Origin of the sequence: Peribacillus glennii (assembly GCF_003429105.1) — a bacterium.
Classification (GTDB): domain Bacteria; phylum Bacillota; class Bacilli; order Bacillales; family DSM-1321; genus Peribacillus; species Peribacillus glennii.
Genome location: NZ_QVTD01000006.1, coordinates 51457 through 75161, shown reverse-complemented (window position 1 = coordinate 75161; position 23705 = coordinate 51457). Strand labels below are relative to the sequence as shown.

The following is a 23705-nucleotide window of genomic DNA, read 5'->3' as shown; positions in this document are numbered from 1 at the left end:
CATCATTCACGTTACGGATGCTTAAGAGGATATGGAGTCGGCAGTCAAAGCCTTGACCCATATCTAACCAGGGTGGTACCGCGGGAATAAGCTTTCTCGTCCCTATTGTGGGATGAGAGGGCTTTTTTTATTGTCTGTTAAATGCTGACACCGGTTTGATCGATTATGATGTTCAGGAAATATGGAGGAATGGAAATGGAATACAAAGATACGTTATTGATGCCGAAAACCGAATTTCCAATGCGGGGCAATTTGCCAAAGCGCGAGCCGGAAATTCAGGAAACTTGGAATAAGACGGATATTTATAATAAGGTGCAGGAGCACACAAAAGGCCGGCCATTATTCATTCTGCATGATGGGCCACCGTATGCAAATGGCGATATTCATATGGGCCACGCTTTAAACAAAATCTTAAAAGACTTTATCGTCCGTTATAAATCGATGAGCGGCTTTCATGCGCCATACGTGCCCGGCTGGGATACGCATGGTCTGCCAATTGAAACTGCTCTGGCAAAAAAAGGCGTAAAACGCAAGGAAATCAGTGTAGCTGAGTTCCGTAAGCTTTGTGAAGAGTATGCCTATGAACAGATCCATAACCAGCGTGAGCAGTTCAAGCGCCTTGGAGTTCGCGGTGACTGGGAAAATCCTTATATTACGTTAAAGCCTGAATATGAAGCGCAGCAAATTAAAGTTTTTGGCGATATGGCGAAGAAAGGCTATATTTACAAAGGCCTGAAGCCTGTCTACTGGTCACCGTCCAGTGAATCTGCCCTGGCGGAAGCTGAAATCGAATACCAGGATAAACGGTCAGCGTCCATTTATGTTGGATTTGAGGTTACCGATGGAAAAGGAGCTGTAGAGGAAGGCGTAAAGATCGTGATCTGGACGACTACTCCATGGACCATTCCTGCTAACCAGGGTATTGCCTTGCATCCGGACTTAACTTATGCAGTAGTGGAAGCGGATGGTGAAAAATACCTCGTAGCCGAAGCCCTGCTCGAGTCCGTCGCCAGTGAAGTAGGATGGGAAGACAAAAAAGTCGTGAAGACCGTGAAGGGTACAGAACTTGAAAAAGCAGTTGCAAAGCATCCTTTATATGACCGTGAATCGCTTGTCGTATTAGGTGAGCATGTAACAACGGACGCCGGTACAGGCTGCGTCCATACAGCGCCGGGCCACGGGGAAGACGATTTCATTGTCGGGCAGAAATACGGCCTGGAGGTCCTTTGTCCTGTTGATGAAAAAGGCTATATGACCAGTGAAGCAGGCGAGTTTGCTGGATTATTTTATGATGAAGCGAACAAGCCAATCACAGAAAAGCTCCAGGAAGCAGGGGCACTATTGAAACTTACGTTCATCACCCACTCTTATCCGCATGACTGGCGTACGAAGAAGCCTACCATCTTCCGGGCAACAGCGCAGTGGTTTGCTTCCATCAAAGATTTCCGTCAGGAGCTTTTAACAGCAGTGGAAGAGACTAAATGGGTTCCTGCATGGGGGGAAACCCGACTGCATAACATGGTCCGTGACCGCGGTGACTGGTGTATTTCCCGCCAGCGCGCATGGGGTGTCCCAATTCCTGTATTCTATGCAGAAAATGGCGACCCGATTATAACGGATGAAACCATTGAACATGTTTCGAACCTGTTCCGAGAGCACGGATCAAATATCTGGTTCGAGCGAGAAGCGAAGGATTTGCTTCCTGAAGGATTCTCGCATGAAAGCAGCCCGAACGGGAAATTTACCAAGGAAACGGATATCATGGACGTATGGTTCGATTCCGGATCATCCCATCAGGCAGTACTTGTCGAACGCGATGGCCTGGAGCGTCCGGCAGATCTGTATTTGGAAGGCTCCGACCAATATCGCGGCTGGTTCAACTCTTCCCTGTCCACCGGTGTGGCAGTCAGCGGAAAAGCGCCATATAAGGGCGTTCTAAGCCATGGTTTTGCATTGGACGGCGAAGGAAGAAAAATGAGCAAATCAATCGGGAATGTTGTTGTCCCAGCCAAAGTAATGAATCAGCTTGGCGCTGATATCCTAAGGCTGTGGGTGGCTTCTGTAGATTATCAATCAGATGTCCGTGTATCCGATCCAATCTTAAAGCAGGTAGCCGAGGTTTACCGGAAAATCAGGAATACCTTCCGTTTCCTTCTCGGAAATCTCGAAGGCTTCAATCCAGAAACCGATAAAGTTTCCTTGAACGGGCTCCGTGAAGTTGACAAGTATATGCTCATTAAATTGAACAGGCTCGTAAAAAATGCAAAGCAGGCTTATGACAACTATGAATTTGCGACGATCTATCACTTGGTCAACAATTTCTGTACGCTCGACCTTAGCGCCTTCTATCTCGATTATGCGAAGGATATCTTGTACTGTGAAGCCCCTGACAGCAAGGAAAGATGCGCGATTCAGACCGTTCTTTATGAATCCCTGCTCGTTCTTGTGAAATTGGTTTCACCAATCCTGTCACATACAGCGGATGAAGTCTGGGCATTCATACCGGGCGTAACGGAGGAAAGTGTGCAATTGACACTGATGCCGGATGGGTTCGAAGTTGAAAATGCAACGGTAATAGAAGAGAAGTGGAACACGTTCATGTCCCTTCGTGATGATGTTTTAAAAGCATTGGAAGAAGCACGGAACGAAAAGGTCATCGGTAAATCATTAAATGCAAAAGTTACGGTTTATGTAAATGACAGAGTAAAGAAATTGCTTGAAAGCATTGAAGAAAGCCTTGAGCAGTTATTTATCGTTTCGGCATTCGAGGTTGGAGGCAATCTGGAATCAGCTCCGGAACAGGCGCTTGAGCTAGAAAAAGCGGCCATCGTTGTTACGAAAGCTGAAGGCGAAACATGCGAACGCTGCTGGAATGTTTCTGAAGACGTGGGCAAGGTGGAGGAGCATCCAACCCTTTGCCCGCGTTGTGCCGCAGTTGTTGAAGAACATTATTCACAAAACGCATAATAATATGCTGATAAAGAGTGGGAGCGTAATAAGCTCCTGCTCTGTTTTTTTAGGGGCATTTCTTTTTTGTAATTCACTTCAAAGTACTGAAGTTTTTTAAGGGGATTTTCACTTTTATCGTAATTATCGTTAAATTATACGTTTTAACGCTTGAATACTTAATTAGGCAATTTTTTCAGATTATGCTACAATTCAGTAGGAAACTTTTAGACAGTTTGGGGGATAAAAGGTGTTATATTATTTCATTGCCCTGTTTGTGATAATGCTTGATCAATTGACAAAATGGCTTGTCGCCAAAAACATGGAGCTTGGGGAGAGTATTGTAATCATTCAGGATTTCTTATACATAACATCCCACCGGAACCGTGGGGCGGCCTGGGGCATTTTACAGGGTCAGATGTGGTTTTTTTATATCATTACGATCGTCGTCGTAATTGGCCTTGTCTATTACCTTCAGAAAATGGGCAGGGAAAGCGTGCTCTTGGGAGTATCGCTCGGTTTGATGCTTGGGGGAGCGGTTGGAAATTTTATTGACCGTATAGTGAGAAAAGAAGTGGTCGATTTTATTAATACCTATATTTTCAGTTATAATTTCCCGATCTTCAATATTGCGGATTCGGCCCTGACCATCGGAGTGGGGTTGATGATCATCTACATGCTGCTGGAAGAAAAGCGTTCGAAGGAGAAGAAGAATGGATAACATAAGATACACCTTGGATGAAACAAATGGCAGGGAGCGGATCGACAAGGTACTGGCCGGATTGAACGAGGAATGGTCAAGATCATTTGTTCAGCAGTTAATCAGGGACGGCCGCGTACTTGTGAATGGAGCAGCCATCAAAACGAACTATAAATGCAACGAGGGGGACCAAATCGAAGTCGAGCTTCCTGAACTTGAAGAACTGGATATAATGCCTGAGGAAATGGACCTTCAAATTTATTATGAAGATGGGGATGTCCTGGTTGTGAACAAACCGCGGGGCATGGTGGTCCATCCGGCTCCGGGGCATACAACAGGTACTCTTGTCAACGGCCTGATGGCACATTGCAAGGACCTGTCCGGAATCAATGGCGTGATGCGTCCGGGGATTGTGCATCGGATCGATAAGGATACATCAGGCCTGTTGATGGTAGCGAAAAATGACATGGCCCACGAAAGCCTAGTCCAACAGCTTGTCGATAAAACGGTCACCCGAAAGTACAAGGCAATTGTTCATGGCGTAATCCCGCATGATCACGGAACGATTGACGCACCGATAGGACGGGACAAGAAAGACCGGCAGAGCATGACCGTCACCGACGAGAATTCCAGGCATGCTGTAACACACTTCAGGGTGCTTGAAAAATTCAAATCCTTTACATTCGTGGAATGCCAGCTTGAAACCGGACGTACACATCAAATACGGGTACATATGAAGTATATAGGCTACCCTCTTGCGGGAGACCCAAAGTATGGGCCGCGAAAAACCTTGACAACTATAGAGGGCCAGGCCCTTCATGCAGGCATCCTAGGGTTTGTCCATCCAAGGACTGGTGAGTATCTGGAGTTCGAGGCACCCCTTCCGGAGGATTTCGAACGGGTGTTGGATTCTTTGAGAAATAGTGATTGACAAGGCAGCTAATAACTTTTAAGATAGACTTAATGAAATAAGGACCTTTAACACAGTCCAGAGAGGCTGGGAAGGAAGCGGATTTTCAAAGGGGACTAAAAAGCAAGCAGATTCCCTGGATTACAACGCAATCCCCATGCCCTCTGGCATGGGGATTTTTTAATTAACTGATAAGGGTGAATACAAAATGGGTGAAAAAGCGATTGTTTTGGATGAACAGGCAATCCGAAGGGCATTGACACGAATAGCCCATGAAATTATTGAAAAAAATAAGGGCATTGAGAATTGCATCTTGATAGGCATCCGGACGCGGGGCATTTTTTTGGCCAACCGCCTGGCGGAAAGAATTAGCCAAATCGAGGGCAAAGACATTCGGGTAGGCGAATTGGATATCACTTTATACCGTGATGATCTAACGAAAAAGACCACGGACGGCGAGCCGGTGGTAAAGGGATCGGAAATACCGGTGGATATTACGGGCAAAAAGGTGATAGTGATCGATGATGTACTCTATACAGGGAGGACAATCAGGGCTGCAATGGATGCTTTGATGGATATAGGCAGGCCAAATCAAATACAATTGGCCGTCCTAGTTGACAGGGGACATCGTGAACTGCCAATCCGAGCTGATTATGTCGGCAAGAATATCCCGACATCTCTCACGGAAAAAATCGCCGTGAAATTGACGGAAGTCGATGGAATTGATCAAGTTAGCATATTAGAAAACTAAAAGAGAAGGGTCGTTAGCTAAAAATCGTCACATCCGTGACGAATGCTGGCGTCACCACATCCTGTGGAAGTCCGGAGAGGCCGATAAGAGGAATATAAATGTATTTATTTCATTTTCTCTTTACCTCTCCGCGAAAGGACTCTTATCAGGTGTTTTAGGGGGATTTATCGTGGAAGAAACTAGAAAAAATGTTGTCCTTGATGTGAGGGATGTACCCTCACCGGCCCAATGGATAACTTTAAGTATGCAGCATTTATTCGCTATGTTTGGTGCGACGGTTTTAGTGCCCTTCCTGGTTGGATTAAGCCCGGGCATAGCGTTAATTTCCAGCGGCGTTGGAACACTATCCTATCTGCTGATCACAAAAGGCCAGATTCCTGCCTATCTCGGGTCTTCCTTCGCTTTCATAGCGCCGATCATAGCTGCAAAAGCGCTGGGCGGACCGGAATCAGCCATGATCGGCTGCTTCTTCGCAGGCCTTGTTTATGGGATCATTGCCTTGATCATCAAAAGGGTTGGCCTGAATTGGCTGATGAATCTGCTGCCGCCGGTTGTCGTGGGCCCCGTCATCATCGTAATTGGATTGGGGCTTGCAGGTACGGCAGTCAATATGGCAATGTACGAAAACCCGGGTGCGCCGGCCGGTAAGCTTGTCTACAGCACAACGCATATTACTGTGGCGCTTATCACGCTTGCTGTAACCATTATCTCCTCCATCTTTTTAAGAGGTTTTCTTAAACTGATACCAATCCTGATCGGCATTATAGCAGGCTATATCTCAGCTTATGTTGCAGGAATAATCGACTTCAGCGGGATTGCGAAAGCCAAATGGTTCGAAATGCCTGAATTCATGATTCCGTTTGTGTCATATACACCAAATGTATCCTGGGAAGTCATCATCATCATGGTGCCGGTCGCAATCGTCACGCTGGCTGAACACATCGGCCACCAAATGGTCCTTAGTAAAGTAGTCGGAAAGAATTTCATCGAAAAGCCGGGCCTCCACCGTTCCATTGCAGGTGACGGTGTCGGGATCATGATCGGCTCGCTCATCGGCGGACCTCCTCTCACCTCTTACGGGGAAAATATCGGGGTCTTGGCGATCACCCGCGCCTTTAGTGTTTACATCATCGGCGGGGCAGGAGTCATTGCGATCCTGTTCGGTTTCATCGGGAAAATTTCAGCAGTAATCAGTTCCATACCTCAGGCTGTCATGGGGGGCATCTCCATTCTGCTTTTCGGGATTATCGCATCCAGCGGCCTGCGTATGCTGATTGATAATAAAGTTGATTTTGGAAACAACAGAAATCTCATCATTGCGTCCGTAATCCTGGTCATTGGGGTAGGCGGTGCATATGTAAAGCTGTCGGATGCAGTTTCGCTTTCAGGAATGGCGCTTGCAGCAATCATCGGTGTTCTTTTGAACCTGATCCTTCCAGGCAGGTCCAATGCCGGCCAGATGTTTGTAGAAGAGAAGTAAACCTTTAATAGAATATTCACCTTTTAAAAGAAGTCCAGAGAGGCTTAAAAGGGTGGGTGCGAAAAAGAAGTTTGGACGGACTGCAGAACGGGTTTCTGCATCCTTCCAATCCTTTTCCCGCACTTTTTCACCCTGGACCCAATCTTTGGCCCAGGGTATTTTTTTGCCCTGGAATTGGGATGAAAGTAATCAAAGGGGGCAGATTCATGAGGAATTTACTGACTATGAATGCACTATCCGTACTTGAGATCGAGGAAATCATCGGGCAGGCCCAGGATTTCGCTGCCGGGGAAGGCTGGTTCCCCGATCGACCAACTTATGTGGCCAATCTCTTTTTTGAGCCAAGCACCCGCACAAAAAGCAGCTTTGAAATGGCGGAAAGGAAATTGGGACTGCAGGTGATCCCTTTTGACGCCGGAACTTCAAGTGTCCTAAAGGGTGAAACTCTGTACGATACTGCCAGGACGCTCGAAGCCATTGGGGTAAATGCACTGGTGATCAGGCATGAACAGGATGCTTATTTTGCAGAACTGGCTGGCAGGCTGAACATCGCTGTCATCAATGCAGGAGATGGCTGCGGACATCACCCCACACAATCGCTGCTTGATTTAATGACAATCAAACAAGAGTTTGGCGGCTTTAATGGCATCAAGGTTGCCATCATCGGGGATATCCGCCATAGCCGCGTAGCCAGGTCAAATGCCGATGCGTTAAAGCGGCTCGGGGCCAATGTAGTCTTTTCAGGCCCGCCTGAATGGTTTGATGAGAGGATTGGCAATGGTGCTTACGAAGATATGGATACTGCCGTTAAAACTGCTGATGTCGTCATGCTGCTTAGGATACAGCATGAACGGCACGCTCAAAACCATCATCGAACAAATGCGGATTATTTGGAAAGATTCGGTTTAACAAAGGCACGCGAAAAAAGCATGAAGCCAAGGGCGATTATCATGCATCCGGCCCCGATTAACAGGGGTGTGGAAATCGATAGTGACCTGGTGGAATGCAGACGCGCAAGGATTTTTAAACAAATGGAAAACGGCGTTTATATCAGGATGGCTGTTTTGAAAAGATCGTTAGAACAGGCAAAGGGAGGAACCGTTTATGAGAACAATCATCAAAAATGGAGTATTGCTCGATAACGAAGGAAACCTTGTCAAGGCAGAAGTGGCCTTTGATAGCGGCGTAATTACCGAAATTGCAGAAAATATCCCTGCCGCGGAAAATGATGTAATTGATGCAGGGAGGAATTTCATCGCCCCCGGCTTTATAGATCTCCATGTACACTTGCGCGAGCCTGGCGGAGAGAAGAAAGAGACGATCGAGACTGGAACAATGGCAGCTGCAAGGGGTGGATTTACTACAGTCGCCGCGATGCCGAATACGCGTCCGGTGCCTGATAGTAAAGAGCAAATGAACTGGCTGATGAACAGAATTGAAGAAACGGCACATGTAAGGGTCCTCCCTTACGCTTCCATTACGATCCGTGAGCTTGGCAAACAAATGACGGATTTCGAAGGTCTGAAGGAAGCGGGTGCATTCGCTTTCACAGATGATGGAGTAGGCGTCCAGGAGGCAGGAATGATGCTTTCTGCCATGAAAAAAGCAGCTGCATTGAATATGCCGATCGTGGCCCATTGTGAAGATAATACGTTAATTAATAAAGGCTCTGTCCATGAAGGCACATTTTCCGAGGCTGCGGGCTTGAACGGGATCCCATCTGTATGTGAATCCGTGCAAATTGCCAGGGATGTACTTTTGGCCGAGGCGGCGGATTGCCATTACCATGTTTGCCATATCAGTACTAAGGAATCTGTAAGAGTTGTAAGAGATGCAAAACGGGCCGGCATCAAAGTTACCGCGGAAGTAACCCCTCACCACCTGCTCCTTTGTGATGAAGATATTCCGGGGCTTGACCCCAATTATAAAATGAATCCCCCCTTAAGAGGAAGGGACGACAGGCAGGCTCTCATAGAAGGCCTGCTCGACGGAACGATCGATTTTATCGCGACGGACCATGCTCCCCACACAGAGGAAGAAAAAGCTGAAGGAATGATCCTCGCGCCCTTTGGAATTGTCGGGTTGGAAACGGCATTCCCACTCTTGTATACCGAGTTTGTAGAGAATGGAATTTTCACCCTGAAACAATTGGTCGACTTCTTGACTGTAAAGCCTGCAGAAAGCTTTTCTCTGCCTTTTGGGCAGCTTCGTGTGGGAGAAAAGGCAGATATTGTCCTGCTGGACCTTGAAACAGAAAAACGGATCGACAGCACCGAGTTTGCATCAAAAGGCAAAAACACTCCTTTCAACGGGAAGGTTTGCGCTGGATGGCCGGTGATGACAATTGCGGAAGGCAAAATAGCTTGGGAAAAAGGACGTGTAAACCAATGAAAAGGCAGCTCATTTTGGAGGACGGCACAGTATTTAAAGGCGAAGCTTTTGGGAGTGATACGGACAAAATCGGGGAGGTTGTCTTCAATACCGGGATGACAGGGTACCAGGAAATTTTATCTGACCCTTCCTATTGCGGACAGATTGTCACACTTACCTATCCCCTCATCGGCAATTATGGGATAAACCGGGATGACTTTGAGTCAATCAATCCTGCCATTTCAGGGTTTATCGTCAAGGAAGCAGCAGACTGCCCTTCCAATTGGAGGAACGAGATTTCGTTGGATGAAATGTTAAAATCGAAAGGCATACCCGGAATCAGCGGAATTGATACAAGAAAATTAACAAGAATCATTCGACGGCACGGAACGCTCAAAGGCGCGATATGCAGAATTGAAAAAAAACCGGAGGAAATTATTGAGCAACTGAAAGCCACGGTTGCGCCTACCGACCAAGTCAAACGCGTTTCTACGAAAACAGCCTACCCAAGCCCGGGAAGAGGCAAAAGGATTGCCCTGGTAGATTTCGGAATGAAACATGGTATCCTGCGGGAATTGAATGACAGGGATTGTGATGTCGTTGTGTTGCCATACAATGTCACCGCCAGCGAAATCTTGCTCTTGAACCCGGACGGCGTGATGCTATCAAATGGGCCAGGCAATCCGAAAGATGTGCCGGAAGCGATAGAAATGATACAGGGCATCCAGGGTAAGGTGCCATTATTCGGGATTTGCCTCGGACACCAGCTGTTTGCCCTTGCGAACCGGGCCGACACAGAAAAAATGAAATTTGGACACCGCGGCTCCAATCATCCGGTCCAAGATCTTAGAACCGGAAAAGTGGCGTTAACCTCCCAAAACCATGGGTATACGGTCCAGCGTGAGTCTATTGAACGTACAAATCTCGAAGTCACACATATTGCTTTAAATGACAAAACAATCGAAGGGTTAAAACATAAAGAATATCCGGCCTTTACAGTCCAATACCATCCTGAAGCGTCACCGGGCCCTGTTGATGCCAATTACTTATTTGATGAATTTTTGAGCATGATTGAATCTGAAAAAGAGGAAGGGGAAGCAAAATGCCAAAACGTACAGATATAAAAACCATCCTGGTCATTGGTTCCGGCCCTATCGTCATCGGACAGGCAGCTGAATTCGATTATGCCGGCACACAAGCATGCATCGCCTTAAAAGAGGAAGGTTACAAAGTAATCCTTATCAACTCAAATCCTGCAACAATCATGACCGATACGGAAATAGCGGATAAAGTGTATATTGAACCGATTACGCTGGAATTCGTCAGCAAAATCATCCGCAAAGAGCGGCCGGATGCCTTGCTGCCGACATTGGGCGGGCAGACAGGCCTTAATATGGCAGTGGAACTGGCAAACGCGGGAGTGCTGGAGGAATGCGGAGTCAAAATTCTTGGAACAGAGCTTTCAGCAATTGAAAGGGCTGAGGACAGAGATTTATTCCGGACGCTCATGAATGAATTGGGGGAACCGGTTCCTGACAGTGATATCGTCCATTCTGTAGCAGAAGCCCTCCAATTTGTCGAACGGGTAGATTATCCGGTCATCGTTCGTCCTGCTTTTACGCTTGGGGGGACAGGCGGGGGCATCTGCGCGAACGAAGAAGAGCTGGTGGAAATCGTAACGGGCGGATTAAAAAGCAGTCCGGTGCATCAATGCCTGCTTGAAAAAAGCATCGCCGGCTTCAAGGAAATAGAATACGAGGTTATGAGAGACAGAAATGATAACGCGATTGTTGTCTGTAATATGGAAAACTTCGATCCTGTAGGAATCCATACAGGGGATTCCATTGTGGTGGCACCGAGCCAAACGCTTAGCGACCGGGAATATCAGATGCTGCGCAATGCCTCTTTGAAAATTATCCGGGCACTTAAAATAGAGGGAGGTTGTAACGTACAGCTCGCTTTGGATCCATACAGCTTTCAGTATTATGTTATTGAAGTCAACCCGCGTGTCAGCCGGTCATCAGCGCTCGCCTCAAAAGCGACAGGATATCCTATCGCAAAGCTTGCCGCCAAGATTGCAGTCGGCCTGACGCTTGACGAGATGATGAATCCGGTAACAGGAAAGACGTATGCCAGCTTTGAGCCTGCCCTAGATTATGTGGTGACGAAAATTCCGCGCTGGCCATTTGATAAATTCGAGTCGGCCAATCGCAAACTCGGGACGCAAATGAAAGCGACCGGGGAAGTCATGGCTATCGGCAGGACGTTTGAAGAGTCCATCTTAAAGGCAGTCCGCTCGCTTGAGGGGGGATTGTTCCATATAGAACTGGGCGAACCAGCCAGCGACCGCCTTATCGAAAAACGAATCCGGACAGCAGGGGATGAACGGTTATTTTATATCGGGGAAGCGTTAAGAAGAGGGACCAGTATTGACGCCATTCATGAATGGAGCAGGATTGACCTGTTTTTCCTTCATAAGCTCCATAAAATTGTCGCGTTTGAAGAAACATTGCGGGAAAACCCTTTTGACCATGAAATTGCCATTAAAGCGAAAGGGATGGGCTTCTCGGATGCGACACTTGCCGGGCTATGGAAAACTGATGAACGCTCCGTCTACGAATGGCGTAAAGGCAAAGGGATTGTTCCGGTTTATAAAATGGTAGATACATGTGCTGCCGAATTTGAATCCGAAACTCCTTATTTTTACGGGACATATGAGGAAGAAAACGAGTCTGTTGTGACAAACCGTGAAAGTGTGGTCGTTTTAGGATCAGGTCCTATCAGGATTGGGCAGGGGGTCGAATTTGACTATGCGACCGTACATTCCGTCTGGGCGATAAAAGAAGCGGGGTATGAGGCCATTATCATCAACAATAATCCGGAAACAGTCTCAACCGATTTCAGCATCTCCGATAAGCTTTATTTCGAGCCATTGGCAATTGAGGATGTCATGCATATCATTGATCTGGAAAAACCAATGGGTGTCGTCGTCCAATTCGGAGGCCAGACAGCAATCAATCTAGCTGCAAAGCTTGTAGAACGAGGAGTGAATATTCTGGGAACATCCCTTGAGGACCTGGACCGGGCAGAAAATCGGGATAAATTTGAACAGGCACTCCGGGCACTGGGCATTCCGCAGCCAAAAGGAAAAACGGCCACTTCGGTTAATCAGGCTGTCCAGATAGCTGAGGGCATTGGATATCCAGTATTGGTAAGGCCTTCTTATGTCCTTGGCGGCAGGGCAATGGAAATCGTTTATAAACAAAATGAACTGCTTTACTATATGGAAAATGCAGTGAAAATCAATCCGGACCATCCGGTATTGATCGATCGTTACTTGACCGGAAAGGAGATTGAAGTGGATGCTATTTCAGACGGAACAGATGTGGTTATCCCAGGGATTATGGAGCATATCGAACGCGCAGGAGTCCATTCAGGCGACTCCATTGCGGTTTACCCTCCTCAGAGTCTGTCAAACGAAATCAAAGATAAAATTGTGGATTATACATCAAAGCTGGCAAAGGGCTTAAACATTATCGGACTATTAAATATCCAATATGTTGTGAGCGGCGATGAAGTTTTTGTCATTGAGGTCAATCCGCGCTCAAGCCGTACGGTGCCTTTTTTAAGCAAGATTACAAACGTCCCGATGGCTAACCTGGCCACAAAGGCCATCCTTGGAAACTCCTTGCAATCATTGGGCTACACAAGCGGGCTGGTCCCTGAAAAGCCGGGGGTATTCGTAAAAGTGCCTGTATTCTCCTTTGCAAAGCTGCGGAGGGTGGATATCACCTTAGGGCCGGAAATGAAATCTACAGGAGAGGTAATGGGCAAGGATTATACCCTGGAAAAAGCCTTATATAAAGGCCTTGTCGCATCAGGCATCCAAATAAAAGACCATGGATCTGTCCTATTGACTGTAGCGGACAAGGATAAGCAGGAAGCCCTTCAAATCGCACACCGTTTCAGCAATTGTGGATACCGGCTCATCGCAACATCCGGAACGGCGTCTATTTTGACAAAAGCCGGCATCCCGGTACAGGTTGTGGAGAAGATCGGTGTATCAGATAATAACCTTCTTGATGTAATCCGTAACGGCGAAGCTCAATTGGTAATCAATACATTAACCAAAGGAAAGCAGCCGGAACGGGATGGCTTCCGCATCAGGAGGGAGTCTGTGGAAAACGGGATACCATGTTTAACTTCGCTGGACACGGCAGAAGCAATTTTACGGGTCATCGAATCGATGACGTTCTCAGCTGAAGCGATGGGCAAAGCCGACCAAAGCCAAGAGGTGGCCTATACATGATTAAAAACGAAAATATGAGGGTCATCAGCCAAAGAAAAATTGCCAAAACCATATATGAGCTCACCTTGGAGGGTGAGCTTGTTTCTGAAATGCACCAGCCCGGACAATTTGTCCATGTGAAAGCAGGCAGCGGATTCGATCCGTTGCTAAGGCGGCCGATAAGCATTTCCTCCATAATGGCAGAAGAAAAACAATTCAAGATGATTTACCGTGCCGAAGGAAGGGGAACACAGCTCCTTTCGCAAAAAAATAACGGTGAAAGTGTGGATGTACTTGGCCCTTTAGGCAATGGGTTTCCTGTTGAGGCGGCATACGGAAATGGAGGCAGGGTCCTTTTGGTCGGGGGCGGCATTGGGGTCCCTCCTTTATTTGAACTTTCAAAGAGATTGTCAGCAAAAGGCTGCTCTGTCATTCACGTATTGGGGTTCCAATCGAAAGACAACGTTTTTTATGAAGAAGAATTTTCCCGTTTGGGAGAAACATATGTTGTCACGGCTGACGGCTCATACGGCGGTGCAGGGTTTGTCACTGATATGATAAAGCGGCTTGAAGAGGATTTTCCAGTCATTTATGCATGCGGGCCAACCCTAATGTTACGGGCATTGGAAGCTGAATACGGCCATAAAAAACTGTATTTGTCATTGGAGGAACGGATGGGCTGCGGGATTGGCGCCTGCTTTGCCTGTGTTTGCCATAGTGCAGCCGACCCGGATGGCCATTCTTATAAGAAAGTGTGCAGCGACGGCCCGGTTTTCCGGGCAGGGGAGGTAATTTTATGAATCGGCTTGCTACTAATCTGCCAGGACTCCAATTGAAAAATCCTGTTATGCCGGCTTCAGGCTGCTTTGGTTTTGGGCGAGAATTCAGCGGCATGTATGATTTAAACAAGCTCGGGGCCATCATGATTAAAGCGACAACCCCCAAACCGCGCTTTGGAAACCCGACTCCAAGGGTTGCGGAAACTTCCGCAGGTATGTTGAATGCAATCGGATTGCAGAATCCGGGCCTTTCAAAGGTAATGGAGGATGAACTGGGCTTTCTTGATAAGTACGACGTACCTATTATTGCAAATATTGCCGGGTCGCTAGTCGAAGATTATAAAGAGGTAGCCAGGGAGATCAGCAAGGCTCGCAATGTGAAGGCGCTGGAATTAAATATCTCTTGTCCAAATGTGAAAGAAGGCGGCATCGCTTTCGGGACGGATCCCCAAACGGCAAAAAGCGTTACAAGAGCCGTGAAGGAAGTTTCCCAGGTACCTGTATACGTTAAACTTTCCCCTAATGTTACCAATATAACCGAAATTGCAAAAGCGGTAGAAGACGGCGGGGCAGACGGGCTGACGATGATCAATACATTGCTTGGAATGAGGCTGGATATTAAAACAGGAAAGCCGGTGATTGCAAATGGAACAGGCGGCCTATCGGGCCCTGCGATTAAACCTGTTGCGATCAGAATGATTCATGAAGTAAGCCAGAGGGTGTCCATTCCGATTATCGGGATGGGAGGCATTGCAAGTGCGGAAGATGTGATTGAATTTTTTTATGCGGGGGCAAGCGCTGTGGCGGTCGGGACAGCAAATTTTGTCGACCCTTTTGTATGCCCGAAAATCATCGAAGAACTTCCTCTTTTGCTAGAAAAGCTGGGATATGGCCATATCGCCGAATGTACCGGAAGGAGCTGGAAAAAGAATGCGCAAACCGCTTATCATCGCGCTTGACTTCCCGAATATGGAAAAAACGAAACATTTTCTGGACTTGTTTGGCGGAGAGCAATTAGTTGTGAAAGTGGGCATGGAACTATACTATCAATACGGTCCAGGAATCATCGATTACATAAAAGAGCAGGGGCATGGCGTTTTCCTTGATTTAAAGCTTCATGATATCCCTAATACAGTGAAACAGGCGATGCGGGGCCTCGCAGGCTTGAATGTCGATTTAGTGAATGTTCATGCAGCAGGCGGCGCGAATATGATGGAAGCAGCACTGGAAGGCTTGGTTGCAGGTACTCCGGCCGGACAGGAAAGGCCGAGATGCATTGCTGTCACACAGCTGACCAGTACCACAAAAGAACAAATGAATGAAGAACAACGGATCATTGGAAGTATTGAAGAATCAGTTCTGCATTATGCCAGGTTGACGGAATGTGCCGGTCTGGATGGAGTGGTTTGTTCAACACATGAAGTAAGCAGGATTCATGAGAGAATCGGGAAAGGCTTTTTAACGGTAACACCAGGCATAAGGATGGCAGAGGGAGAAACACATGACCAGAAGAGAGTGGCAACGCCTGAACAGGCCAGGAGGCTCGGGACAGACGCAATTGTTGTTGGCAGGTCAATCACAGCGGCGGAAAATCCGTATCAATCTTATAAAAAAGTTCTGGAAGCTTGGGAGGGTGTAAAAATATGAAAGAAACTCTGGCGGGGCATCTATTAGAAATCAAGGCTGTTTCCCTACAGCCTGACAATCCCTTTACGTGGGCGTCGGGCATTAAGTCGCCCATTTATTGCGATAACAGATTGACCCTCTCATTTCCGAAGATCCGAAAAGAAATAGCAAAGGGCTTGGCATCATTGATTGAACAGCACTTTCCGGAAACAGAAATGATTGCAGGAACAGCAACGGCCGGAATCCCCCACGCTGCGTGGGTGAGCGATGTTTTAAACCTTCCCATGTGCTATGTCCGTTCCAAGCCAAAGGGACATGGAAAGGGAAACCAAATAGAAGGAAAAGTTGAACCTGGCCAAAAGGTTGTCGTCGTCGAAGACCTGATTTCTACAGGTGGAAGTGTGATCGAGGCGGTAAATGCATTACGGGAAAATGGCTGCATTGTTTTGGGAGTCGTGTCCATCTTCACCTATGAATTGCAAAAAGGAAAGGACCAGATGGCTGCGGAAGGCATCCAATCCTTTTCCCTTTCTGATTACACCACCCTCATCAGAGTGGCAAAAAACCTCGGGCTCATTAAGGAAAGCGACATTGAAAAACTAAGCAGGTGGAGACAGAACCCTGCAGATACCGCATGGATCAATTAAAGAAGGGGTCAGTCCCCCACTGTATTAACGCAGTGGGGGACTGACCCCATAATTTACGCTTGCTTCATTCTGATGACCTGGTCGGCATCAGGGGTTACATAAATCGTTTGCTGATTCTCATAGATGACGAATCCCGGTTTGGCACCGCTTGGTTTTTTCACATGCCTGGCCTTGGTGAAATCCACCGGCACGGAGCTTGAGCTTTTTGCTTTGCTGAAGTAGGCTGCAAGTACGGCCGCTTCATGAATGGTTTGTTCTGTTGGGCTTTCATTGCGGATGACGACATGGGAGCCCGGAATATCTTTTGTATGAAGCCAAATTTCATCTCTTCTCGCAAGTTTATTGGTTAAATAATCATTCTGTTTGTTGTTTTTGCCGACGAGTATTTCGTCTCCATCTGCAGAAAAATATCTTTCCAGCTGAGGCTTTACATGTGCTGGTTTTTTCATGCCTTTTTTCTGTTTTTGTTTTAGATAGCCTTCTTCCTGCAGTTCTTCGCGGATTTCTTCAATATCCCTTGGAGATGCGGAATGAAGCTGCTGAAGGAGGGTGTCGAAATAGGCGGACTCCCCTTTTGCCAGATCAATCTGTTGCTGGACGATACCGATCGCATTCTTTGCTTTTTGATACCGGGAAAAGTACTTCTGTGCATTCTCCGACGGCGTTTTTTGCGGGTCAAGAGGGATTGTGACCATCCGCCCGTCTTCTTCATAATAATTGCTCACGCTGATTTCCTTCATCCCTTTTTCCATCTGATAAAGGTTGGCCGTCAAAAGCTCACCGAATAACTGGTATGCTTGCGCCTTTTCACTTTCCAAAAGCGTTCTCCCAAGCTTTTGAATTTTCTTTTCATTTTTATCGATTTCATTTGCAATAAAGCGTTCAAGGTCGTTTCCTTGCTGCTTCACCCTGTCCCGCTCTGCTTTCCCGAAGTAGAAACGGTCGAGCAATTCGCTTAAAGAAGCAAATGTACGGCTCTCTCCTTTCAGAGACTTGAGCGGCAGCATGTAAAATGATTCTTTAGTGCCATCGGCAATAAGGGTCGGTCTATATTCCTTTCTCGCAATCTTTCCTATTAAGCTGAGGAAAGCCCCAGGCAATGTCGAACGATTGGCCAGGCCCGCCTGATGAACGGCCTCACGCGCAAACAATGGCGAAATACCGGAAAAATGGTTGACTAGCTGCTTATCAACCTGGCCGGCATTAAAATCAAGCTTTCGAAGAATATCTTCTTCTGTAGCCTCGAATGGATTAGCCTTTTCCTGTGCCGGCGGGGCTTTATAAATTTGGCCGGGAAGCACAGCACGATAGCTGCTGACTGCATATGAGACATGCTTGATGCTGTCTATGATCATATTTTTCACTTTATCAACAAGGATTATATTGCTGTGCCTTCCCATGATTTCTACGATAAGCTGTTTTACTGATACATCGCCCAGTTCATTCCGTCCTTTTACTTCAAAAATTATAACCCTGTCCAGACCTGATTGATAAATATTCTCTATAACATAACCTTCAAGATGCTTCCTCATAAGTATACAGAACATTGGCGGTTCTTTCGGATTTTCGTAGGTTTCCTGTGTGATTTGCATCCTTGCATAGCTTGGATGGGCGGAAAGCAAAAGCTTATGGTTTTTCCCGCCAGCTCGGATGGAAAGTATTGTTTCATTTTTATAAGGTTGATGTATTTTATTGATACGGCCGCCCGTTAAGAGGCCAGATATTTCCTCGGTCATTGCTTTTGTGAATAAGCCATCGAAAGACATTTCTCGTTACTTCCTTTGCAATAAAATAATATATCAGTTACACCAAAGAATTACGCATTGAAAATAATAGTGTTAATTTTTGGTTGATTTAAGCTCAAACTGTATAGCCCGTGGCAATTGGAACACCCTTCAGCGTAGTTGAAAGGGTTTGTGAAATCCCGGTTTCATATGATTGGCCCAAAATATATTGGCTGTGCAGCTTAAGCCCTTTAAATTAGTAAAAGATCTATAGGCATATTCCCTCATTATAAAGGGTGTGCTGCGGCTGTGTAAAATAATTTCCCTGATTCATTCACACTAAAGTATAGCATTTTTTTGGACGAGTCTGAATAAGCATGGAAGGAGAGAAAAAGTTCTATTCTATTCGCGAGGGATGTGTGATACGTAATGAAGTTCCGTGAAATGGATACAGAGGATATTGAAGCAGCTCTTGAAACCAGCATGCAAGAAGGTTTAAGAGAAGACGAGGCAAGAAAAAGACAGCAAAAGCAAGGATTCAATGAACTTCAAGAAGGAGAAAAACAATCTGCCCTCCTGTTATTTTTCGCTCAATTTAAGGATTTCATGGTGCTGGTATTGCTTGCGGCTACATTGATTTCTGGATTGCTTGGCGAATATATTGATTCGATTGCAATCATGGCCATCATATTGATAAATGGATTCCTTGGCTTTTTCCAGGAACGCAAGGCGGAAAAGTCGCTGGATGCACTTAAAGAAATGGCAGCGCCGCAAGTACATGCCCTACGTGATGAAAAGTGGGCGAAAATTCCTTCAAGGGAAGTGGTTGTCGGAGATGTGTTGAAGTTCACAAGCGGTGACCGGATTGGTGCAGACTTGAGAATCATGGAATCATCGAGCCTTGAAATAGAGGAATCAGCCCTTACGGGAGAGTCTGTCCCGGCCGTTAAGTTTGCCCACCCTGTGCAGCATGATGTTGACGGCATCGGCGACGAGCAAAACATGGCCTTCATGGGAACGATGGTGACCAGGGGAAGCGGCATCGGGATAGTGACTGCAACAGGCATGGATACCGCAATGGGAAAGATCGCAGATATGCTCCAATCTGCTGAAGCGATGGCCACTCCGCTGCAACGGCGTCTGGAACAGCTTGGCAAGATTCTCATCATCACAGCTTTATTATTGACGCTTCTGGTTGTGGTCATCGGCGTCATTCAAGGAAATGACTTGTATACGATGTTTTTGGCAGGTGTGTCTCTTGCTGTGGCGGCCATTCCGGAAGGGCTTCCAGCGATTGTGACGGTCGCGCTTTCACTCGGCGTACAAAGGATGATCAAACAGAAATCGATTGTCCGCAAGCTCCCGGCTGTTGAAACACTAGGATGTGCCTCTGTCATTTGTTCTGATAAAACCGGGACGATGACCCAGAACAAAATGACGGTCACGCATCTATGGAGCGGCGGAAAAACGTGGAATGTTACAGGGACGGGTTATGTACCAAGCGGAAGCTTTATGTCAGACAACACGGATGTGAATCCGAAGCAGGAGAAATCGCTCCACCAACTTTTGACATTCGGAATGCTTTGCAATAATTCGGAGCTTGTTGACCATGAAGGCCAATATGTACTTGACGGAGATCCGACTGAGGGAGCACTCTTGGTTGCGGCAATGAAAGCTGGATTAACGCGTGAAGTTCTAAAACAAAAGTTTACCATTGTAAAAGAATTTCCCTTCGACTCCACACGCAAAATGATGAGTGTCGTAGCCAAGGATGAAAATGGCAAACAGTTTGTAGTGACAAAAGGGGCGCCGGATGTACTGATTTCGCAGTGTGAAACAATATTATGGCACGGGCAGTCCCAAAGCATGAACCGGGACTTGAAAAAGGCTGTGCAAGACGCGATTGACGGGCTTGCCGACCAGGCTCTGCGGACAATTGCTGTGGGCTTTAAGCCGATAGGGGCAGCAACCGTCCTGCTCGATGAGAGAGAAGCTGAAAAAGGCCTTACCTTCATTGGGATGCACGGCATGATCGATCCTCCGCGTCCGGAAGTCCATAACGCGGTTAAGGAATGCCGAGAGGCCGGAATTAAAACAGTAATGATCACCGGTGACCATGTTTCCACGGCCAAAGCGATAGCAAAGCAATTAGGCATATTAAGAGGGAAGGACAAGGTTCTCGAGGGAAAAACTTTATCAGATATGTCCGTAGGCGAGTTGGAAGAGGTGGTTGAGGACGTTTCAGTTTTTGCGCGCGTATCCCCTGAACATAAACTAAAAATTGTCAAAGCACTGCAAAATAAGGGACATGTTGTTGCAATGACTGGAGATGGGGTAAACGACGCCCCGGCGATTAAAGCAGCCGATATCGGGATCTCAATGGGAATTACCGGTACTGATGTCGCCAAAGAGGCCTCCTCGCTAATCCTGCTTGACGATAATTTTGCAACGATCAAATCAGCGATAAAAGAAGGCCGAAATATCTATGAGAATATCCGCAAGTTTATCAGGTATCTTCTTGCATCGAATGTCGGTGAAATCCTTGTGATGTTTTTTGCGATGATCATGGCCCTGCCATTGCCCCTGGTCCCAATTCAGATTCTATGGGTGAACCTGGTGACAGACGGCCTGCCGGCTATGGCCCTGGGACTGGATAAACCGGAGGGCGATGTAATGAAAAGGGGTCCGCGAAGCCCAAAAGAAGGGGTTTTTGCACGCGGGCTAGGCTGGAAAATCATTTCTCGCGGATTTTTAATTGGGATTTCCACGCTAATTGCCTTCATCGTCGTTTACAAGACTAATCCGGATAACCTGCAATATGCGCAGACAGTCGCTTTTGCCACACTCGTTTTGGCCCAGCTGATACATGTGTTTGATTGCCGCAGTGAAAAATCAATATTCTCGCGCAACCCATTTGGCAATCAATACCTCGTATGGGCGGTCATTTCTTCACTTGCCTTAATGCTTGTCGTTTTATACTATCCGCCGCTTCAGACAATCTTCCATACAGTGGCGATCCAGCCTAGGGACTGGCTGTTGATAGTGGGCATGGCATCGATTCCAACTTTTTTATTGGCAGGTTCATTTTTGGTGAGTAAATCAAAATAAATTATGGTATAATTCAAAAGGTAGTAGAGCCTTCTCTATTACCTTTTTATTTTTGCAGAAATAAAACTATCCTATATGCATAAAGATGAATTCAGGCTAAGTGCGCCACTTCCGTGGGAACGCCTGTGTGACACACACCCTGTAGAATGCGCGCTTCGCATATCTATCGCCTTTAAAAGGCTCGCCAATCGCCGAGTTTTCTAATACGGCAAAGAGCAGGGCGCAAGCTTGGCATGCAGACATACTGATCGATTGAAACAAAGTGAATAAATTGCAATATTGCCGGATAGGAAGTGGTGCCATGGTTGTAAGTATGACAGGTTACGGGATTGGTCTTGCGGAAAACGCGGACATAAAGGTGACCGTTGAAATAAAAACCGTTAACCATCGTTTCTGCGAATATCATATACGGATGCCGCGACAGCTATTCGTTTTAGAGGATAAAGTCAAAAAGAAAGCGAATGAATACATAAGAAGGGGCCGGGCTGAAATATTAATATCGGTTGCAGGCGGGGCCCTGGCGGACAAACGCCTCAAGATTGACTGGCCGCTTGTTGACCAATATATCGAAGCCATGAATGAATTAAAAGCCAAGTACGGCCTTCACTCTTCCGCTTCTGTTCAGGATCTTTTGCAGATCGGTGATATTTTTTCCGTGGAAGAAGAGCAGGCAGCAAATGAAAGTCTGGAAATCCTTGTGCTGGCTGCTTGTGAAGCGGCACTTATCAATGTGAGCAATATGAGGATCCATGAGGGCGGAGAGCTTAAAAATGACCTGTCCGGACAGCTTGAAAAAATCAACATGATCATTTCAAGCCTTAGAACATATGCCCCTGCAGTTTCGGCGCAATATATGGAAAAGCTAAAAGCAAGAATATCCGAGTTCACAACAGGGATAATCGATGAAACAAGGCTCTTGACCGAGGTTGCAATTTTTGCGGATAAAGCTGATATAAATGAAGAGCTTACGCGCCTTTCAAGCCATCTTATCCAATTTTCCGCCACGCTTGAAAAAGAAGAGCCAATCGGGAGGCAACTCGATTTTCTCGTGCAGGAAATGAACCGTGAAGCAAATACAATCGGTTCCAAGGCAAATGATGCAGCCATCACCAAAGAAGTGGTTGAACTGAAAAGCTTGCTTGAAAAAATAAAAGAACAGGCCCAAAATATCGAGTAGCTTGTTTATGGTATTTATTTCAAGGTCACAATAGAATATGATTGGGGGACAAAAATGTCTATCAAGCTCATCAATATCGGTTTCGGAAATATTGTTTCCGCGAACCGGATTGTGTCGATTGTGAGTCCGGAATCGGCTCCAATAAAAAGAATTATCCAGGACGCCCGCGAACGCGGTTCCCTGGTGGATGCTACATATGGAAGAAGGACGCGGGCTGTGATCATCACTGACAGCGACCATGTCATCCTGTCAGCGGTCCAGCCTGAAACCGTGGCTGCCCGCCTGCATGACCGGGATGACAGCGTGGAAGAGGGGTAAAGAAAGAATATGAGAGAAAAAGGCTTGCTAATCGTATTATCTGGTCCATCCGGTGTTGGAAAAGGAACGGTCAGAAAAGAAATATTTGCGCGTCCCCACACTGCTTTTGAATATTCGATCTCCATGACTACCCGAAAGCCGCGCGAGGGAGAAGTTAACGGCGTGGATTACTTCTTTAAAACCCGTGAGGAATTCGAAGGATTGATCAAGCAGGATAAGCTGCTCGAGTACGCCGAGTTTGTCGGCAATTATTACGGCACTCCCGTTGATTATGTCAGGGAAACCCTGGAAGCCGGAAAAGATGTTTTCCTTGAAATTGAAGTCCAGGGAGCAAGGCAGGTCCGTGAAAAATTCCCGGAAGGGCTATTCATTTTCCTCGCCCCGCCAAGCCTCTCTGAACTGCAGAGCCGCATTGTCACCAGGGGAACGGAAACGGCGGAAGTCATCCAGAGAAGAATGACGGCTGCCAAGGAAGAAATCGAAATGATGGATTTATACGATTATGTAGTGGAAAATGATACAGTAGCGGCCGCATGCGACAGAATAGGCGCGATTGTCATTGCCGAGCACTGCCGCAGGGAAAGAGTATCTGCCCGATATAAAAAAATGCTGGAGGAAAATTGATATGTTATACCCTTCTATTGATTCATTGCTGGAAAAAATTGATTCCAAGTATTCCCTTGTATCCGTTGCTGCGAAACGGGCCCGACAAATGCAGATCAACGATGATACCAGGATTGAAAAGCCTGTTTCCCACAAAAGTGTGGGCCGGGCGCTCGAGGAAATAAACTCAGGAAAACTTAAATACAAAAACCAATACGAAGAAAAATAAGGCTTTTCGAGGGTCGGACACCTTCCAAACCGCGGATTCAGCATTGCTG

Annotated in this window: 19 protein-coding genes; 18 read left to right on the top strand and 1 reads right to left on the bottom strand. The window is 46.7% G+C overall.

The genetic code is table 11. The features are described from left to right. The first annotated feature begins 195 nt into the window (after positions 1 to 195). From ileS to pyrE, 13 genes are all read left to right on the top strand, one after another. Entirely contained in the window at positions 196 to 2967 is a 2772-nt protein-coding gene (ileS, locus tag D0466_RS11460; protein ID WP_117322720.1) for an isoleucine--tRNA ligase, read from the top strand. A gap of 229 nt (positions 2968 to 3196) precedes the next feature. Next, on the top strand, positions 3197 to 3667 hold the full coding sequence (lspA, locus tag D0466_RS11455) for a signal peptidase II (protein ID WP_117322719.1): 471 nt from the start codon (positions 3197 to 3199) through the stop codon (positions 3665 to 3667). After that, positions 3660 to 4577 carry an RluA family pseudouridine synthase gene (locus D0466_RS11450; RefSeq protein WP_117322718.1) on the top strand — a complete coding sequence of 306 codons (918 nt, stop codon included), beginning with the start codon at positions 3660 to 3662 and terminating at the stop codon, positions 4575 to 4577. The genes lspA and D0466_RS11450 overlap by 8 nt, the downstream gene beginning before the upstream one ends. A 187-nt stretch (positions 4578 to 4764) precedes the next feature. Further along, positions 4765 to 5307, top strand: coding sequence for a bifunctional pyr operon transcriptional regulator/uracil phosphoribosyltransferase PyrR (gene pyrR, locus D0466_RS11445; protein ID WP_117322717.1), 543 nt, complete (start codon positions 4765 to 4767; stop codon positions 5305 to 5307). 169 nt (positions 5308 to 5476) lie between these two features. After that, positions 5477 to 6787: a solute carrier family 23 protein gene (locus D0466_RS11440; RefSeq protein WP_117322716.1), complete on the top strand. Its 1311-nt coding sequence runs from the start codon at positions 5477 to 5479 to the stop codon at positions 6785 to 6787. A gap of 206 nt (positions 6788 to 6993) precedes the next feature. Next, the gene (locus tag D0466_RS11435) at positions 6994 to 7929 is read left to right on the top strand and encodes an aspartate carbamoyltransferase catalytic subunit (RefSeq protein WP_117322715.1); all 936 of its coding nucleotides are present in this window, start codon (positions 6994 to 6996) and stop codon (positions 7927 to 7929) included. Continuing rightward, entirely contained in the window at positions 7892 to 9178 is a 1287-nt protein-coding gene (locus tag D0466_RS11430; protein ID WP_117322714.1) for a dihydroorotase, read from the top strand. The genes D0466_RS11435 and D0466_RS11430 overlap by 38 nt, the downstream gene beginning before the upstream one ends. Beyond that, positions 9175 to 10281 (top strand): carbamoyl phosphate synthase small subunit, encoded by a 1107-nt coding sequence (locus tag D0466_RS11425; RefSeq protein ID WP_117322713.1) that lies wholly within the window; start codon positions 9175 to 9177, stop codon positions 10279 to 10281. The genes D0466_RS11430 and D0466_RS11425 overlap by 4 nt, the downstream gene beginning before the upstream one ends. Beyond that, positions 10260 to 13466, top strand: a complete 3207-nt coding sequence (carB, locus tag D0466_RS11420; protein WP_117322712.1) for a carbamoyl-phosphate synthase large subunit — start codon at positions 10260 to 10262, stop codon at positions 13464 to 13466. Before D0466_RS11425 ends, carB begins: the two co-directional genes overlap by 22 nt. Then, positions 13463 to 14245: a dihydroorotate dehydrogenase electron transfer subunit gene (locus tag D0466_RS11415; protein ID WP_117322711.1), complete on the top strand. Its 783-nt coding sequence runs from the start codon at positions 13463 to 13465 to the stop codon at positions 14243 to 14245. Before carB ends, D0466_RS11415 begins: the two co-directional genes overlap by 4 nt. Continuing rightward, positions 14242 to 15183, top strand: a complete 942-nt coding sequence (locus D0466_RS11410; RefSeq protein ID WP_117322710.1) for a dihydroorotate dehydrogenase — start codon at positions 14242 to 14244, stop codon at positions 15181 to 15183. Before D0466_RS11415 ends, D0466_RS11410 begins: the two co-directional genes overlap by 4 nt. After that, positions 15155 to 15871: an orotidine-5'-phosphate decarboxylase gene (pyrF, locus tag D0466_RS11405; RefSeq protein WP_117322709.1), complete on the top strand. Its 717-nt coding sequence runs from the start codon at positions 15155 to 15157 to the stop codon at positions 15869 to 15871. Before D0466_RS11410 ends, pyrF begins: the two co-directional genes overlap by 29 nt. After that, on the top strand, positions 15868 to 16497 hold the full coding sequence (gene pyrE / locus D0466_RS11400) for an orotate phosphoribosyltransferase (RefSeq protein WP_117322708.1): 630 nt from the start codon (positions 15868 to 15870) through the stop codon (positions 16495 to 16497). Before pyrF ends, pyrE begins: the two co-directional genes overlap by 4 nt. Before the next feature lie 53 nt (positions 16498 to 16550). On the opposite strand, the gene D0466_RS11395 is transcribed toward pyrE, so the two are convergent. Then, the gene (locus tag D0466_RS11395; RefSeq protein WP_117322707.1) at positions 16551 to 18263 is read right to left on the bottom strand and encodes an Rqc2 family fibronectin-binding protein; all 1713 of its coding nucleotides are present in this window, start codon (positions 18261 to 18263) and stop codon (positions 16551 to 16553) included. Between the two features lie 387 nt (positions 18264 to 18650). Here D0466_RS11395 and D0466_RS11390 point away from each other — a divergent pair, with 387 nt between their 5' ends. The 5 genes from D0466_RS11390 (at position 18651) to rpoZ (ending at position 23656) form a co-directional block, all read left to right on the top strand. After that, entirely contained in the window at positions 18651 to 21329 is a 2679-nt protein-coding gene (locus tag D0466_RS11390) for a calcium-translocating P-type ATPase, SERCA-type (RefSeq protein WP_117322706.1), read from the top strand. A gap of 301 nt (positions 21330 to 21630) precedes the next feature. After that, complete coding sequence (locus D0466_RS11385; protein WP_117322705.1) at positions 21631 to 22506, top strand: YicC/YloC family endoribonuclease; 876 nt, start codon at positions 21631 to 21633, stop codon at positions 22504 to 22506. 54 nt (positions 22507 to 22560) lie between these two features. Next, positions 22561 to 22824 carry an extracellular matrix/biofilm regulator RemA gene (remA, locus tag D0466_RS11380; protein WP_101633132.1) on the top strand — a complete coding sequence of 88 codons (264 nt, stop codon included), beginning with the start codon at positions 22561 to 22563 and terminating at the stop codon, positions 22822 to 22824. Positions 22825 to 22833: 9 nt separating this feature from the next. Next, the gene (gene gmk, locus D0466_RS11375; RefSeq protein WP_117322704.1) at positions 22834 to 23448 is read left to right on the top strand and encodes a guanylate kinase; all 615 of its coding nucleotides are present in this window, start codon (positions 22834 to 22836) and stop codon (positions 23446 to 23448) included. Position 23449: 1 nt separating this feature from the next. Continuing rightward, positions 23450 to 23656 carry a DNA-directed RNA polymerase subunit omega gene (rpoZ, locus tag D0466_RS11370; RefSeq protein ID WP_117322703.1) on the top strand — a complete coding sequence of 69 codons (207 nt, stop codon included), beginning with the start codon at positions 23450 to 23452 and terminating at the stop codon, positions 23654 to 23656. The last annotated feature ends 49 nt before the right edge of the window (positions 23657 to 23705 follow it).

Bases quoted from the DNA above. Each gene is read 5' to 3' on its own strand.
- ileS (WP_117322720.1), top strand. From the start codon at position 196: ATGGAATACAAAGATACGTTATTGATGCCGAAAACCGAATTTCCAATG.
- D0466_RS11450 (WP_117322718.1), top strand. From the start codon at position 3,660: ATGGATAACATAAGATACACCTTGGATGAAACAAATGGCAGGGAGCGG.
- pyrR (WP_117322717.1), top strand. From the start codon at position 4,765: ATGGGTGAAAAAGCGATTGTTTTGGATGAACAGGCAATCCGAAGGGCA.
- D0466_RS11435 (WP_117322715.1), top strand. From the start codon at position 6,994: ATGAGGAATTTACTGACTATGAATGCACTATCCGTACTTGAGATCGAG.
- D0466_RS11430 (WP_117322714.1), top strand. From the start codon at position 7,892: ATGAGAACAATCATCAAAAATGGAGTATTGCTCGATAACGAAGGAAAC.
- D0466_RS11425 (WP_117322713.1), top strand. From the start codon at position 9,175: ATGAAAAGGCAGCTCATTTTGGAGGACGGCACAGTATTTAAAGGCGAA.
- carB (WP_117322712.1), top strand. From the start codon at position 10,260: ATGCCAAAACGTACAGATATAAAAACCATCCTGGTCATTGGTTCCGGC.
- D0466_RS11415 (WP_117322711.1), top strand. From the start codon at position 13,463: ATGATTAAAAACGAAAATATGAGGGTCATCAGCCAAAGAAAAATTGCC.
- D0466_RS11410 (WP_117322710.1), top strand. From the start codon at position 14,242: ATGAATCGGCTTGCTACTAATCTGCCAGGACTCCAATTGAAAAATCCT.
- pyrF (WP_117322709.1), top strand. From the start codon at position 15,155: ATGCGCAAACCGCTTATCATCGCGCTTGACTTCCCGAATATGGAAAAA.
- pyrE (WP_117322708.1), top strand. From the start codon at position 15,868: ATGAAAGAAACTCTGGCGGGGCATCTATTAGAAATCAAGGCTGTTTCC.
- D0466_RS11395 (WP_117322707.1), bottom strand. From the start codon at position 18,263: ATGTCTTTCGATGGCTTATTCACAAAAGCAATGACCGAGGAAATATCT.
- D0466_RS11390 (WP_117322706.1), top strand. From the start codon at position 18,651: ATGAAGTTCCGTGAAATGGATACAGAGGATATTGAAGCAGCTCTTGAA.
- D0466_RS11385 (WP_117322705.1), top strand. From the start codon at position 21,631: ATGGTTGTAAGTATGACAGGTTACGGGATTGGTCTTGCGGAAAACGCG.
- remA (WP_101633132.1), top strand. From the start codon at position 22,561: ATGTCTATCAAGCTCATCAATATCGGTTTCGGAAATATTGTTTCCGCG.
- gmk (WP_117322704.1), top strand. From the start codon at position 22,834: ATGAGAGAAAAAGGCTTGCTAATCGTATTATCTGGTCCATCCGGTGTT.
- rpoZ (WP_117322703.1), top strand. From the start codon at position 23,450: ATGTTATACCCTTCTATTGATTCATTGCTGGAAAAAATTGATTCCAAG.